The sequence below is a fragment of the Corynebacterium sp. HMSC22B11 genome (assembly GCF_001815965.1).
Lineage (GTDB): Bacteria > Actinomycetota > Actinomycetes > Mycobacteriales > Mycobacteriaceae > Corynebacterium.
This window is the reverse complement of record NZ_KV823470.1, coordinates 88,428-102,465: the sequence shown is the minus strand read 5'-3', so window position 1 is coordinate 102,465 and position 14,038 is coordinate 88,428. Positions and strand designations below refer to the sequence as shown.

Annotated in this window: 11 protein-coding genes, 1 tRNA gene and 1 other RNA gene; 5 read left to right on the top strand and 8 right to left on the bottom strand. The window is 66.6% G+C overall.

Annotation, left to right across the window (positions count from 1 at the left end; genetic code table 11):
* Nucleotides 1-10: 10 nt before the first annotated feature.
* From HMPREF3088_RS00935 to HMPREF3088_RS00915, 5 genes are all read right to left on the bottom strand, one after another.
* Nucleotides 11-2,503 (bottom strand): HAD-IC family P-type ATPase, encoded by a 2,493-nt coding sequence (locus tag HMPREF3088_RS00935; RefSeq protein WP_070757703.1) that lies wholly within the window; start codon nt 2,501-2,503, stop codon nt 11-13.
* A gap of 22 nt (nt 2,504-2,525) precedes the next feature.
* On the bottom strand, nt 2,526-2,717 hold the full coding sequence (locus tag HMPREF3088_RS00930; protein ID WP_070757700.1) for a hypothetical protein: 192 nt from the start codon (nt 2,715-2,717) through the stop codon (nt 2,526-2,528).
* 57 nt (nt 2,718-2,774) lie between these two features.
* Nucleotides 2,775-3,231, bottom strand: an RNA gene (gene rnpB / locus HMPREF3088_RS00925) — RNase P RNA component class A.
* Between the two features lie 28 nt (nt 3,232-3,259).
* Entirely contained in the window at nt 3,260-4,579 is a 1,320-nt protein-coding gene (locus tag HMPREF3088_RS00920; protein WP_246817970.1) for a bifunctional RNase H/acid phosphatase, read from the bottom strand.
* A 92-nt stretch (nt 4,580-4,671) separates the two neighbouring features.
* Complete coding sequence (locus tag HMPREF3088_RS00915; RefSeq protein ID WP_070757698.1) at nt 4,672-5,865, bottom strand: Nif3-like dinuclear metal center hexameric protein; 1,194 nt, start codon at nt 5,863-5,865, stop codon at nt 4,672-4,674.
* Between the two features lie 237 nt (nt 5,866-6,102).
* Here HMPREF3088_RS00915 and HMPREF3088_RS00910 point away from each other — a divergent pair, with 237 nt between their 5' ends.
* Nucleotides 6,103-6,756, top strand: a complete 654-nt coding sequence (locus HMPREF3088_RS00910; protein ID WP_083317289.1) for an HAD hydrolase-like protein — start codon at nt 6,103-6,105, stop codon at nt 6,754-6,756.
* An 85-nt stretch (nt 6,757-6,841) separates the two neighbouring features.
* Complete coding sequence (locus HMPREF3088_RS00905) at nt 6,842-7,366, top strand: low molecular weight protein-tyrosine-phosphatase (RefSeq protein ID WP_070757696.1); 525 nt, start codon at nt 6,842-6,844, stop codon at nt 7,364-7,366.
* 146 nt (nt 7,367-7,512) lie between these two features.
* Here HMPREF3088_RS00905 and HMPREF3088_RS00900 read toward each other — a convergent pair whose 3' ends face one another.
* The 3 genes from HMPREF3088_RS00900 to HMPREF3088_RS00890 all read right to left on the bottom strand — a co-directional run bounded on the left by HMPREF3088_RS00900 (nt 7,513) and on the right by HMPREF3088_RS00890 (nt 9,440).
* On the bottom strand, nt 7,513-8,595 hold the full coding sequence (locus HMPREF3088_RS00900; protein ID WP_070757694.1) for an SURF1 family cytochrome oxidase biogenesis protein: 1,083 nt from the start codon (nt 8,593-8,595) through the stop codon (nt 7,513-7,515).
* Between the two features lie 274 nt (nt 8,596-8,869).
* Nucleotides 8,870-8,942, bottom strand: a tRNA-Val gene (locus HMPREF3088_RS00895).
* Between the two features lie 54 nt (nt 8,943-8,996).
* Nucleotides 8,997-9,440, bottom strand: a complete 444-nt coding sequence (locus tag HMPREF3088_RS00890; RefSeq protein WP_070757692.1) for a DUF3052 domain-containing protein — start codon at nt 9,438-9,440, stop codon at nt 8,997-8,999.
* Between the two features lie 303 nt (nt 9,441-9,743).
* Here HMPREF3088_RS00890 and aceE point away from each other — a divergent pair, with 303 nt between their 5' ends.
* The 3 genes from aceE to HMPREF3088_RS00875 are packed head-to-tail and all read left to right on the top strand — an operon-like array spanning nt 9,744 to nt 13,941.
* Nucleotides 9,744-12,572: a pyruvate dehydrogenase (acetyl-transferring), homodimeric type gene (gene aceE / locus HMPREF3088_RS00885; protein ID WP_070757691.1), complete on the top strand. Its 2,829-nt coding sequence runs from the start codon at nt 9,744-9,746 to the stop codon at nt 12,570-12,572.
* 36 nt (nt 12,573-12,608) lie between these two features.
* The gene (locus HMPREF3088_RS00880) at nt 12,609-13,016 is read left to right on the top strand and encodes an acyl carrier protein (RefSeq protein ID WP_070757689.1); all 408 of its coding nucleotides are present in this window, start codon (nt 12,609-12,611) and stop codon (nt 13,014-13,016) included.
* A 43-nt stretch (nt 13,017-13,059) separates the two neighbouring features.
* Nucleotides 13,060-13,941, top strand: a complete 882-nt coding sequence (locus HMPREF3088_RS00875; RefSeq protein WP_070757687.1) for a serine hydrolase domain-containing protein — start codon at nt 13,060-13,062, stop codon at nt 13,939-13,941.
* Nucleotides 13,942-14,038: the final 97 nt, after the last annotated feature.

The window sequence follows — 14,038 nt, the reverse complement described above, 5'->3', positions numbered from 1 at the left end:
CGCGACGTCCTTAATCCTGATGGAGGAGGAAACGGCGGGCCAGGAACTGGGAGAACTCGATCATCACGGCGCCACACAGCCCGACCACCGCGCCGGTGATCATCAGGCGCGTATTACCAATATCCAGCAGCACGATCTCGCGGATCGGAGCGATCAGGAAGAGCACCAGGTAGCCGCCGATGCAGCCGAACCACAGCGCCCACTTCCACGTTTTCATCGGGCGGGCCACGATGTTCAGCACCCACAGCCCCATGATGATCAGCGCCAGCAGCACCGCCGTACCCGCCTGACGCTGCTCGGTCACGCTCGCCCCATCGCCTGGGTAGATCACCAGCCACATGATCACCGAGCCCAGGCCCACAATTGCCCCGCCCGGGATCGCCAGCGACAGCACGCGGCGGACGAAACCATCCCGCGGCCGTTCCGTATTGGGAGCCAGGGAGAGGATGAACGCGGGGATACCGATGGTGAACCAGCCCGTGATCGTCACGTGAATCGGCTGGAAGGGGAAGGTCACGCCCGCCACGGCCACGACCATCGCCAGCACCACGGAGTAGACGGTCTTCGTGAGGAAGAGGTTCGCCACCCGCTCGATATTGCCGATCACCCGGCGCCCCTCGGCAATGACGTGCGGCATCGAGGAGAAGCGGTCGTTGAGCAGCACCAACTGCGCCACGCTGCGGGTCGCGGCGGAGCCGGAGCCCATCGCCACGCCGATGTCGGCCTTCTTCAGCGCCAACACGTCGTTGACGCCGTCGCCGGTCATCGCGACGGTGCGGCCGTGGGCGTGGAGGGCCTCGACCATCGCCTGCTTCTGCTCGGGCTTCACACGGCCGAAGACCTCGGATTCCAGAACGGCCTGCTCCATGTCCTCCGGCGCGATCTCGCGGGCGTCGATGGAGCTCAGCTGCTCGCCGGTGGCCTCCTTCGCAACCGCGGCGACGGAGCCGGGGTTATCGCCGGAGATGATCTTGACGTCCACGCCCTCGTGCTCGAAGTACGCCAGGGTCTCGGCCACATCGGGGCGCAGCTTCTGCCGCAGGACGATCAGCACCGGGTCGCCGAGCTCAGGAGTGGTGACGTTCGCGCCGTCCTCGTCCGGGTCCTCGACCTCGTCCAGCGCGCGCCCGAAGGCGAGGACGCGGCGCCCATCGGCCTCCTCCTTCGCCGCGACGTTGGCGGCGGGAGTGTCCTTATCAAGCAGGACGTCGGGCGCTCCCAGCACGAAGGTCGGACCATCCGCCACGCGAAAGCCGGAGAATTTATAGGCCGAGGAGAACGGGATCTCGCTGCCCTCGAAAGCCTGGGGCTGGGAGGACTGGAGCTGGGAGGAACCGGTGGCGCCGGACCCCTCCCCCTCGGCTGGGTGTTCGGCCCACTCGTCGAGCCCTTGGACGATGGCCTCGGCCGTGTTATTCAGATCCGACTGGGAGGCGAAGAGACGGCGCAGGTCGCGCAACGTCTCGGCGCCGGCGCCCTCGCCGTGTTCGTCGACAACCGCCTCCAACTCCATCTCGTTGCTGGTCAGTGTGCCCGTCTTGTCCGTGCACATCGTGTCCACGCGGGCCAGCCCCTCGATGGCGACCAGCTCGTTGACCAGGGCCTTGTACTTGCCCAAGCGCACGATGCCCACTGCGAAGGCGATGGAGGTCATCAGCACCAGGCCCTCGGGCACCATCGGCACCAGCGCCGCGGCCATAGAGAGGATCGACTCGCGGATCGGGGCGTCCGTGCGGGTCAGCTGCGTGAAAATGGTGAGCAGTCCGGTGGGGATCAGCAGCCAGGTAATCACCCGCAGGATCGAGTTGATGCCGCTCATCAGCACCGAATCGGTGAGCGAGAAATCGCTGGCCTCCGCAGCCAGGCGGGCGGCGTAGGACTCCCCGCCCACCTTCTCCGCACGGAAGACACCGCTGCCGTGCTTGACGAAGGAGCCGGAAAGCAGCTCGTCGCCGGGGTTGTGCCGCACCGGGTCCGCCTCCCCGGTGAGCTGGGATTCGTCCATGGACAACGAACCGGACAGCAGCGGACCGTCGACCACGATCTCGTCGCCGGAACCGACGCGGATCAAATCCCCCTCGACGATCTCGTTCTGGGTGACCTCCCGTTCCTCGCCGTCGCGGATGACGCGGGGCCGGGACTCGGAGAGGATCTTGAGATTCTCCAGGGTCCGCTTCGCGCGGAGCTCCTGGATGATGCCCACCGCGGAGTTCGCGATGATCAACAGGCCGAAGGCGGCGTTGATCCAGGAGCCGGTGGCCAGCACGATCACGCAGAGCACACCCAGCATCGCGTTGATGCGGGTGAAGACGTTCGCGCGGATGATCTCCCAGGTCGTGCGCCCCGTGGTGCGGGTGGCCTTGTTGGTCCTGCCCGCCCGGGTGCGTTCCTCGACCTCGGCGGAGGTGAGTCCGCTCAGATCTGCTTGTTCTGCGATGCCGGGTTGGTTTGTGCTGGGTTCGTTGGCGCCGTGCTCTCTGGTGCCGTGTTCGGTGCTGCTCATGAACTATGCGGAAAGCCGGAGCTTAGTCCTCGTTATCCCAGTCGTCCTGCTCGTCATAAGCATCGGCGGCCTCGGTGCGCTGCTGCGCGATGCTGAGCGCCTGGCGGGCAGCCTCTTCGGAGTCATAGGGGCCCATGCGGGTATCCCAGCCGCTGGACTTACCCTTGGTGACCTCACCGGTCTTGGTGTCGAAGTACCACTTTTCTTCTGCCATGGGTTTCACCCATCCTTTCGGGTTGATACTTCCCACCAGTGTAGATGCAAAGTGTGAGTGTCGAGGCGGCCTCTAAGCCGGATTCTGTCTGATGCCACCCACGAGGGGTGGCACGAGGTGACCATCCATCTGGACGCACCATTGCTGGGCGCCTCAAGCAGTCCACCTGTCCTTCATCGGGCGAGCAGCCCTCAGACAACTCCACGCACCCCGCCCTGCGACGGACGGGGAGGCGCGGCTCCTTGACCTTGCTCCCAGTGGGGTTTACCTAGCCGCGACAGTCGCCTGCCACGCTGGTGCGCTCTTACCGCACCCTTTCACCCTCACCCGCCATGCACCGCAAAAACGGTGGGCGGGCGGTCTACTTTCTGTTGCACTTGCCCGCAGGTCACCCTGGGTTGCCGTTAGCAACCACTGTGCTCTGTGGAGTCCGGACTTTCCTCGACAAGGGGCCTGACCCGCCGGCAAAAACCGGCCGGTGGTTCCACCACGCCGCAGCCACCCGGCCGCCTCGACAAGCCTTAAGTCTAACCCCCAGGCCGCTAGCCGAGGTAATGAGATTCGTTGACCAGCCGGACCACGCCCGCGCCGTTGGGCAGGAAGTCCGCCACCGAGAGGCTGGCCACGTCCAGGTGCAGGCTGCGGTAGATCTCCCCGCCGGTGCCCAGCGCCCGGCGCAGCACCGACTTGATCGGCATCATGTGGGTGACCACCAGCACCGTCTTGCCCGGGTACTCAGCAACGACGCGATCCACGAACTCGGAGACCCGCCGGTAAACCTGCTCCGGGGACTCCCCGCCGTGGGGCGCGGCGGTGGCGTAGTTGAAGCACTCCCGGTGCTCCTCCGGGTGGTCCTCCTGGATCTCGGCGAAGCGGCGGCCCTCCCAGGCGCCGAAGTCCATCTCGATGATGGCCTCGTCCGTCGTGATCGCGTCCTTGCCCATGCCCAGCGCCTCGGCGGCGGCCCGTGCGGTCTCCTGACAGCGGCCCAACGGCGAGCTCAGGATGACGTCGACGTCGCCGCGCTCGCTGATGTGGCGGGCGGCGTGCGCGATCTGCTTCTTGCCCAGGTCGGTGAGCTCCGGGTTACCGCGGCCGGAGTATTTGCCGTCGCGGTTGAGCTCGGTCTGGCCGTGGCGCAGCAGAAGGAGGGTCGTCGGCGCGGTCTTGCCCATCCACGCGGTGGGTGAGACCCCAGCAGGCTGAGGCTCCTCGTCCTCGCGTTGCGTTTCTGCCGTGTTTTTCTTCGCGGTGGTTGTCGCCGCGGTGTTTGTTTGTGCGGGCTCCTCCCGCTTGGCTCCGGCAGCGGCATCCTCCGCGGGCTGGTCGAGGTCGAAGAGCATGTCCGCGCCCTCCGCATCGCCGGCCGGCGATGCGGCGGCAGCAGACCCGGCCGCAACCAGCTCCTCGTCGATCCACTGGCCGCCCTCGCGCTCATCCATCGCACGGTTGGCCAGCTCATCGGCGCGTGCATTCTGGGCACGCGGCACCCAGGTGTAGCTCACCTGCGCGAGTTGGCCCTCGATGCGCTTGACCTCCTGGGCCAATGGCTTCATGTCCGGGTGCTTGATCTTCCACCGGCCGGACATCTGCTCCACCACGAGCTTGGAGTCCATGCGCACATCCACGCTCAGGCTCCCCGGCTTCACGCCCTGCTGCCCCGCGATCTCCACCGCCAAGTTCAGGCCGTTGATCAGCCCCTGGTATTCGGCGACGTTATTGGTGGCGTGCTTGATGAACTGCCACACACAGCCGACCTCCGCCCCCGCGGCGTCTTTGACCGACGAGCCGGTACCCGCCGGCCCCGGGTTCCCGCGCGAACCGCCATCGCATTCCACGCTCAAGCGCATGTTGCCTCCCATATCTTCCGCTGCCTTGCCTTCCCTACTCCACCGATAACGCTTGCTCGCTGCTCACCGCCGCACCGCTGACACGCGGGGCGCGCCAGTGTCGACTAACGGCGTTGCTCGAAGCCGCCCGTGCTGGCCTCGTGCACCGTCCACGGGTCCGTGCGCTGCTCCAGCACTTCGGTGTCCACGCCCAGCTTCTGGCCCACCAACGCGGCCGCCGCCCCGCACCACGGGTACTCGCTGGCCCAGTGTGCGGTATCGATCACCGGGCAGCCCCCAGCGCGCAGGTGCTCGTCCACCGGGTGGTGGCGCAGATCGGAGGTGAGAAAGCAGTCCACGTCCATGCGCGCAATGGTGCCCAGGAAGCTATCGCCCGCGCCGCTGGCCACCGCGACCGTGCGGATCAGCTTCTCCGGGTCGCCGGCCGCACGCACGCCCCAGACCGTCGACGGCAGCCGGTCAGCCACCCGCTGGGTGAACTGGCGCAGCGTCATCGGCTCGTCGAGCTCGCCGACCCGGCCGATGCCCAGGTCCTTTTCCCCCAGGTCTCCGGCGTGGCTCTCCACCACGTCATAGGCAACCTCCTCGTAAGGATGGGCGCGCAGCAGGGCTGCCCGCACCTTCTCCCGCAGGTGGGCTGGGGCGACGAACTCAACGCGCAGCTCGGCCACCCGCTCCAGCTCGCCGCGGGACCCGATGTGCGGGCTGGCCGCGTCACCTGGGCGGAACTGCCCGGTGACGCGGAATTCGAAGGAGGCTTCCGAATAGTCCCCGTCCACGCCCGCGCCGGCGTCGAAAATTGCCTGCTTCACCGCCTCCGCGGAATCGACCGGGACCGTGAAGCCCCACTTGTCGATCGGGTTCGGGATCGGGCGCAGCGGGCGACCCGCGCGAACCCCGAGCAGCTCCGCCAACACATCGTTGACCCCCGGGCGCGCCGAGTCAGCGTTCGTGTGCGCGGCGAAGAGCGCGACCCGGTTGCGGATCAGCTTGTGCACAATCCGGCCCTTCGGATGATCCGCCGGAACCCCGGTGACCCCGCGCAGCAGCAGCGGGTGGTGGACCACCAGCATGTCCGCGCCCGAGTCGATCGCAGCATCCACGACCTCGTCCGTGCAGTCCAGCGCGAAGGCCACCTTGGCCACGGGCTCGGCGCGGTCCCCGCAGATCAGACCGACCGCGTCCCAGGACTCCGCCAGCTTCGGCGGGTAGGCCTCCTCCAGGCAGGCGACAACCTGGCCCACCGTCAGCTGCGCAGCATCCGAGGTGGTCTGGGGGTTACTCGCGGTGGTCGTCACGCGGGATCACGCTCCTTGGTGGCTTGAGTGACCCGGGCCGGGCGGCCCGGAATTGTTTTCCACTGTATCCCGTCCGAACCCCCGCTGTATCCGGTCTGCTCCCCCACCCGATCCACCCACCGCCCCACCGCGCCGGGATGTCCTCCCACCGCTCGCCCCGCACCAGGAACACCGAGCTGGCACAGTGGCCACACTGCAATGGCACAGTGGCCGCACTGCAATGGCACAGTGGGTGGCATGAAAAAGATCCTGCTTATCGACGTCGACGGCACCCTCATCGACTCCTACCCCGGCATCCGCGCCTCATTCATCCACGCACTGAGCACCCACGGGTACGCCATCCCGGACGAGGACTTCCTCCGCGGGCTGCCCGGTCCCCCGATGCGGGACTCCATCGCCGCTGCGGGCGTCCCTGCCGAGCAGGTCGAGACGGTCATGGCCAATTACAGCAAGCACCAGTCCAGCGGCGGCTGGCTGGATTCCGCCCTCTTCCCCGGCATCCCGGAACTCCTGACCGAGTGGCGGGAGGCGGGCCACATCCTGGCCACCGCGACGTCCAAGTCCTACACCGGTGCCCTTCGTGCCCTGAAGCACTTCGGGCTGCTGGAGTACTTCGACTACCTCGGAACCGCCGAAGATGACGGCGGACCGCGACAGCACAAGGAGGACGTCGTCGCCTACGTCATGGGACTCATCAACGCCGAGCACGAAACGGAGCCCTCCCAGTTCCTCATGATCGGCGACCGCAAACACGACGCGCAGGGTGCTAAGAGCCAGGGCATAGATTGCGTGCTGGTGAACTGGGGTTATGGTAGTCAGCAAGAGTTGGCCCAGGTCCCCCTGATTGCCAACACCCCGGAAGAGCTCAAAAGCATCGTTGAGCAGCGCTGAAGCTCGTGACACGCGCGGCGAGAATCCGCCGCCATGAACCTGCTGAGCGCGCAGCTCCACGAACCGAGAAGCACCAAAGGAAGCTATGCCTGACCCTGACGCGTCCCACCCGTTGTCCCTGATCACCGTCGTGTGCACCGGCAACATCTGCCGTTCCCCGATGGGAGAAATCATGCTGGCGGACGCGCTGGCGAAGAGCGGCGACCCCCGCCTGCAGAACGTCAGCGTGAATTCCTGCGGCCTGGGCGATTGGCATGTCGGGGACGGCGCGGACCCGCGGGCAGTCAAGCAGCTGGCCGATCAGGGCTACGACGGTGCCGAGCACGTCGCCGCGACCTTCGGCCCGGAGCACGAGGCCGCGGATATCTTCCTCGCGATGGATAAGGGGCATGTCACGGGCCTGAAGCGCCGGGGCGTGGACCCGCAGAAGATCCACCTCTACCGAGCCTTCGACCCCGCCAGCGTGACCGTGGATCGCCCGCACCCCGAAGTCGCGGACCCCTACTACGGCACCGAGGCGGACTTCGCGAGCGCCGCTGAGGAAATCGAGGCCGCCGTGCCGGGCATCGTCGAGTTCATCGAGTCGATCCTCGACGAGCAGGAGAACTAGCGGGGCTTCAGGACGTCGCGGAACACGCGGTGAGCTAGAAACGGTCGCCGTCTCCCGGCTGATTCCAGCCGAAGCCGCGGCGCTGTGTTGCTAGAAACGGTCGCCGTCTCCCGGCTGATTCCAGCCGAAGCCGCGGCGCTGTGTTGCTAGAAACGCTCGCCGTCTCCCGGCTGGTTCCAGCCGAAGCCGCGTCGTTTGGCTGCCTTGCCGTAACGGGCAGCCATCGCGTCCTCTTGGCGTTGTGCCTCCTGGCGCTGAGTCTCCCGCGACGGTTCGGTGAGGACGTCGCCAGCCGCCGCATTGGACTCCGTGGCCTGATCACCGCCGGTGCCCGCAGCACCAACTGCCGCTGCCTCCCCCGGGTTCGGGCCTGCGCCCGCACCAGCGTCTACGGTGGCCAGCTGCTCATTTTCCAGCTGCTCCCGGCGGCGCTCCTTGATCTCCGACCAGATAAACCACCCCAGCAGGATCGGAGCGATGATGCCGAAGGCGATCCACTGGATGCCATAGGAAAGATATGGGCCGGACTCGATCTTGGGCAGCGGAATCGGGTGCGGTGCGACCCCTGCGTCCCCGGCGCGATCAGTGATGGCCTCGGTGGACTGCTCGTCGAGCTGCACGTAGTCGTGCGCCAGCGTCAAGCCCGTCGCCGCGCCGATCTGCTCGGCGTTCACGCTGGTGGTCTGCTTAGCACCCTCCGCGTCGATCACCCCGCGGTCGTTCTTTCCCTCCCCGAGCCGGACGTAGCCGGTCAGCTCCATCTCCCCTGCCGGGGCCTTCGCGATCAGTTCCGGGCGATTATCCCGACTCTCCGCGGGCACCCACCCGCGGTTGACTAGCACCGTGGTGCCGTCCGTGGTCTCGAATGGTGTGATGACCTGGTAGGCGGGCGCGGATTCCACGGGGCGGTTGCGCAGCAGCACCTCCTGCTGCGGCAGCAGCTTGCCCTGCAACCTCACGTGGCGCCACTCCTGCGCCTCCTCCACCGGCTTCGCAGGCTCCTGAGGCAGCACCTCCGAGACGGGCACGGGGGCCTGCTCCATCGCGGCCTTGAGCCGATCGTTGAACTCCGTGCGCTTGGTGTTCTTCCCCAGCTGCCAGGGCGCCAGGGTGTTGAAGGCGAAATAGGTGAACAGCAGCACGAAAACAGCCGAGAGGATCCAGCCCGGCGTCAAAAAAGCCCGAAAGCCGCGCTTCTGCTCCTGGCCGCGCTGTGGATCGACCGCCATCGTTCATTCCTCCCGTCGGGCCTGCCTGGTGCTGTCAGGAACCCGCTATCCAAGGACTCCCTTTACGAGAACCAACTCTAGCCCGCCCTCCCCGACGCTCAAGAATCCACGGACGCCGCGCCACTGCAGCCAATGCACAGGCTCACCCGAGGATGTCCCGACGACCCCCACGGTGCTGCGGCTTTCCAGGCACTAACCCCACGCAACAGCGTCACATGTGCGTGAAATAAAAAGAAACCCTCACGAACCTACTGTTCGCAAGGGTTTGACTCGGTGCGCTCTGACGGGTTCGAACCGCCGACCTACTGGGTGTAAACCAGTTGCTCTTCCAGCTGAGCTAAGAGCGCGCAACAGCTAGAGAGATTAGCCCAGCCATCCCGGCGGGGCAAATAGGCCCAGGGCTAGCGCTTCGCACCGCGCGCGACCAGGCACGCAGCCTGCCAGTCCCCCAGACGCTCCGAACCGGTCTGCACCATGCCACCCAGCTGCGCGGACTCCGCGACCTCACCCGGCTGAATAGAGTTCTTCAGGCCTGGCGCCGGGGTCAGCACCCAGACGCGACCGTCCTCACTCAGGGAACGGTTGGCGTCCATCAGCCCGTCGACCAGGTCGCCGTCCTCCTCGCGCCACCACAACAGCACCACGTCAACGAGCTCGTCGGTATCCGGGCCCAGCAATTCCTCGCCGATTGCGTCCTCGAGGGCCTCGCTGATCGAGGAATCGCAGTCCTCATCCCAGCCGAGCTCCTGAATGATCGTGCCGCTGGAGACCTCCAGCAGCTCTGCGCAATTCAGTCCCTCCGAGCCTTTCTCGTCGCGGACTGGGGCGCTGGGAGTGTTACCCACTGTTGTGAAAAACCTTTCTGGTGTAGCTCAAGACCAGCTCCTTGCTGATCATCTAATGTGACCCAAGCTAACACAGCAGACCTTAAGGTGGGACACATTTTTCACGATTCTCCCCGCCCATCTTCCCCTCCCCGCGGATAAAGCTCCGCCACGTTGCCTGCGGCACTCCGCGCCCACTCATCGCCAGCGCCATGCCAGTACCGTGCCCGTACCGCGCCAAGCCACCCATCACGCCCTCCCACCACCGACCCTGAATACGTAGGCTGGGGAGAAAGAACAACCCCTTGAGCGAGGAGGCACGCCATGGCCAACAAGCCACAATCAGACTCCGAGGACCGCCGCACACCCAGCGTCGGTGAGGACACCCACTTCAGCAACATCCGCGACGGGGTGGCGTCCTACCTCGTCGACAGCGACCCGGAGGAAACCCAGGAGTGGATGGACTCCCTGGACGGGCTGCTCGACAACGCCGGCCCGGACCGCGGCCGCTACCTCATGCTCCGCCTCCTCGAGCGCGCCACCGCCAAGCGCGTTCCCCTGCCGCCGCTGACCTCCACCGACTACGTCAACACCATCCCCACCACCATGGAACCGGAGTTCCCCGGTGACGAGGAGATGGAGAAGCGCTACCGTCGCTGGACCCGCTGGAACGCGGCGGTGATGGTGCACCGCGCCCAGCGCTCCGGCATCGGGGTGGGCGGGCACATCTCCACCTACGCCTCCGCCGCTCCCCTCTACGAGGTCGGACTGAACCACTTCTTCCGCGGCAAGGACCACCCCGGCGGCGGCGACCACATCTTCTTCCAGGGCCACGCCTCCCCCGGCATGTACGCCCGCGCCTACCTCGAGGGCCGCCTCAGCGAAGAACAGCTGGACGCCTTCCGCCAGGAGGCCTCCAAGCCAGAGGTCGGCCTGCCCTCCTACCCGCACCCGCACGGCATGCCCGAGTTCTGGGAATTCCCCACCGTCTCCATGGGTCTGGGACCACTCAACGCGATCTACCAGGCACGCTTCAACCGCTACCTGCACGACCGCGGCCTGAAGGACACCTCCGAACAGCACGTCTGGGCCTTCCTCGGCGACGGCGAAATGGACGAGCCGGAATCCCGCGGCGCGATCCAGATGGCCGCCCTGCACAACCTGGACAACCTCACCTTCGTCGTGAACTGCAACCTCCAGCGCCTCGACGGGCCAGTCCGCGGCAACACGAAGATCATCCAGGAGCTGGAGAGCTTCTTCCGCGGCGCCGGCTGGAACGTCATCAAGGTCATCTGGGGCCGCGAGTGGGACGAACTGCTCGAAAAGGATAAGGACGGCGCGCTCGTCGACGTCATGAACAACACCACGGACGGCGACTACCAGACTTTCAAGGCCAACGACGGCGCCTACGTCCGCGAGCACTTCTTCAACCGCGACCCCCGCACCAAGAAGCTCGTCGAGGACATGAGCGACGAGGAGATCTGGGCGCTGCCCCGCGGCGGCCACGACTACCGCAAGATCTACGCCGCCTACGCCCGCGCGATGGAGACGAAGGACCAGCCGACCGTCATCCTCGCGCACACGATCAAGGGCTACGGCCTGGGCCACAACTTCGAGGGCCGCAACGCCACCCACCAGATGAAGAGCCTCAGCCTCGAGGACCTGAAGCAGTTCCGCACCAAGCAGGACATCCCCATCAGCGACGAGACGCTGGAGAAGGACCCGGAGCTGCCGCCGTACTACCACCCCGGCGCGGACGCCCCGGAGATCGAGTACATGCTCAACCGCCGCAAGGAGCTCGGCGGCTTCCTGCCGGAGCGCCGCCAGCGCTTCGAGCCGCTCGCCGTGCCCGAGGTGGAGACGATGCGCAGCGCCCTGAAGGGCTCCGGCAAGCAGAAGGTCGCCACCACCATGGCGCTGGTGCGCATCGTGCGAGATTTCATGCGTGACGAGACCATGGCCGAGCGCCTGGTGCCAATCATCCCGGACGAGGCGCGCACCTTCGGCCTGGATTCCTGGTTCCCGACGCTGAAGATCTACAACACCCACGGGCAGAACTACACCCCAGTGGACCACGACCTCATGCTGAGCTACCGGGAAGCCAAGGACGGCCAGATCCTCCACGAGGGCATCACCGAGGCCGGTTCCGTGGGCAGCTTCATCGCCGCCGGCAGCAGCTACGCCACCCACGGCAAGGCCATGATCCCGCTGTACATCTTCTACTCGATGTTCGGCTTCCAGCGCACCGGGGACTCCATCTGGGCGGCCGCCGACCAGATGAGCCGCGGTTTCCTGATCGGCGCGACCGCCGGGCGCACCACCCTGACCGGCGAGGGGCTGCAGCACATGGATGGCCACTCCCCTGTGCTGGCGACCACCAACCCGGCCGTCGTGACCTACGACCCGGCGTTCGCCTACGAGATCGCCCACATCCTGCGCGACGGCGTGCAGCGCATGTACGGCGAAGGCTCCGGCCCGGACGGCGACGGCCAGGGCGAGGACGTCATCTACTACCTCACCGTCTACAACGAGCCGATGCACCAGCCTGCCCAGCCAGAGAACCTGGACGTCGAGGGGCTGCTCAAGGGCATCTACCTGTGGAGCCCGGCGGACAAGCTGGTCGGCATCGACGAGGGCATCACCGGGGACGCGGGCGAGGCCGAGGAACTGGAGCACACCGCGAATATCCTCGCCTCCGGTGTGGGCATGGGCCAGGCCATCCGCGCAAAGCAGATGCTCGCCGAGTACGGGGTCAACACCAATATCTTCTCCGTAACCAGCTGGAACGAGCTGGCCCGCGACGGCCAGGAGGCCGGGCTGGAGGAGCTGCGCAACCCGGGCGAGGAGCCGCGCACACCGTATATCCAGCAGGTGCTGGAGGGCTACGACGGCCCGTTCATCGCGGTCAGCGACTTCGCTACCGCGCTGCACGAGCAGGTGCGCCGCTGGGTGCCGGGTGATTTCATCAACCTGGGTGCCGATGGCTTTGGTTTCTCCGATACCCGCGCCGCCGCCCGCCGGTACTTCAACATCGACACCGAGTCCATCGTGGTTGCTACTTTGCTCAGCCTGGCTCGTGAGGGAAAGATTGATCGGCAGATCGCCATCAAGGCCGCCGAGGACCTGAACGTCGGCGACCCGACGAAGGCTTAAGGTTCAGGAAGTTTAGGACGTTCAGGAAGGTAAGCAATGCCCGAGAATTCTTCTGCCACCCCGCAATCCGGCCTCTCCGAGGACGCGAAGGCCAAGCTCGCCGCAGCCCTCGGCGGCTCGGTCGGCGCGGCAGGTGAGGAACCCGCTGCGAAGGCTTCGGGGTCCGCTGCGAAGGCTAAGGCCGCGGAGGCTCCCGCCGAGGAGGCCGGAGTGGCTGCCGGGCTGGCCCGCATCATCGAGGCCGCCTCGGGCCTGCCCCTGGAGGAGATCACCCCAGATGCCCGGATCGAGGAGGACCTGGCGATCGATTCGCTGTCGCGGATCGACATCATCACCCAGGCTGAGGATAAGTTCGGGGTGCGCATCGACGAGATGGACCTGCAGGCCAGCATGACGGTGAAGGAATTCGCCGAGCTCATCGAGGCCCGGCAGGCGGGCAACTAGACGGCGACGGGACAGCACCGAGAAAGGACATTTGCGAGTAAGCATGACTGATTCCGCAATCACGGATGTGCTCAACCAGGTCGCGGACTGGCCGGTGAAGAACGTGGCGGCCGCGGCCATCACGCTCGGGGGTGGGGACGACGCCGACGGCACGGGAGGCGAGGCTGACGTCGTTACCCACGGCGACATGGAGCACGTCTTCCAGCTGGCCAGCGTCTCGAAGCTCATCACCGCCTACGCCACCCTAATGGCCGTCGAGGAGGGCGCCTTCGAGCTGGATGACAAGGTTCCGGCCGAGCTGGTGCCCTCCTTCGAGGAGCCCCCGACTGTTCGCGAGCTGCTCTCCCACGCCTCCGGTATCGAGTTCCGGAAGCACCGGCAGATGCGCCCGGCGCACACCCGGCGCATCTACTCCTCGGCGGGCTACGAGGTGCTGGCCAGCTTCATCGAGCAGGCCACCGAGATGTCCTTCGCGGAGTACGTGAGGCTTGGCATTTGCGAGCCGTTGGGCATCGAGATCACCGTCGAGGGCTCCGCTGGCCACGGCTTCAGCGCCTCGGCGTCCGCGGTGACCACCCTGACCGAGGAGTTCCTGCGCCCGAAGCTGCTCGCAGGGCAGACCGTGGCCGAGGCACTGACTGTACAGTTCCCCGACCTGGTGGGCGTGGTGCCTGGCTACGGGCGCCAGACCCCGTGCCCGTGGGGCCTGGGTTTTGAGATTCACGGGGAGAAGCACCCCCACTGGATGGGCGAGAACATGCCCGCCACGGTGGCTGGGCACTTCGGGCAGTCCGGCACCTTCCTGTGGTTCGCCCCGGACCAGGGGCTGGCCGCGGTGGTGCTCACCGACGAGCCTTTCGGCGACTGGTCCAAGGACCGGTGGCCGGAGTTCAACGCCCAGCTGTGGGAGGCGATGGCCGACTAGGCCTGCCCGGGCATTCGTGGCTGGGCCTCGCTTGAACCCGGCCCTCCCGGGGGCTGGGGCCCGGCAACTCCCAGGAGGCGCGGGCCCGGCGGCTCAA

Coding starts and splice junctions, on each gene's coding strand:
- HMPREF3088_RS00935 (WP_070757703.1), bottom strand. CDS start 2,503: ATGAGCAGCACCGAACACGGCACCAGAGAGCACGGCGCCAACGAACCC.
- HMPREF3088_RS00930 (WP_070757700.1), bottom strand. CDS start 2,717: ATGGCAGAAGAAAAGTGGTACTTCGACACCAAGACCGGTGAGGTCACC.
- HMPREF3088_RS00920 (WP_246817970.1), bottom strand. CDS start 4,579: ATGGGAGGCAACATGCGCTTGAGCGTGGAATGCGATGGCGGTTCGCGC.
- HMPREF3088_RS00910 (WP_083317289.1), top strand. CDS start 6,103: ATGAAAAAGATCCTGCTTATCGACGTCGACGGCACCCTCATCGACTCC.
- HMPREF3088_RS00905 (WP_070757696.1), top strand. CDS start 6,842: ATGCCTGACCCTGACGCGTCCCACCCGTTGTCCCTGATCACCGTCGTG.
- HMPREF3088_RS00900 (WP_070757694.1), bottom strand. CDS start 8,595: ATGGCGGTCGATCCACAGCGCGGCCAGGAGCAGAAGCGCGGCTTTCGG.
- aceE (WP_070757691.1), top strand. CDS start 9,744: ATGGCCAACAAGCCACAATCAGACTCCGAGGACCGCCGCACACCCAGC.
- HMPREF3088_RS00880 (WP_070757689.1), top strand. CDS start 12,609: ATGCCCGAGAATTCTTCTGCCACCCCGCAATCCGGCCTCTCCGAGGAC.
- HMPREF3088_RS00875 (WP_070757687.1), top strand. CDS start 13,060: ATGACTGATTCCGCAATCACGGATGTGCTCAACCAGGTCGCGGACTGG.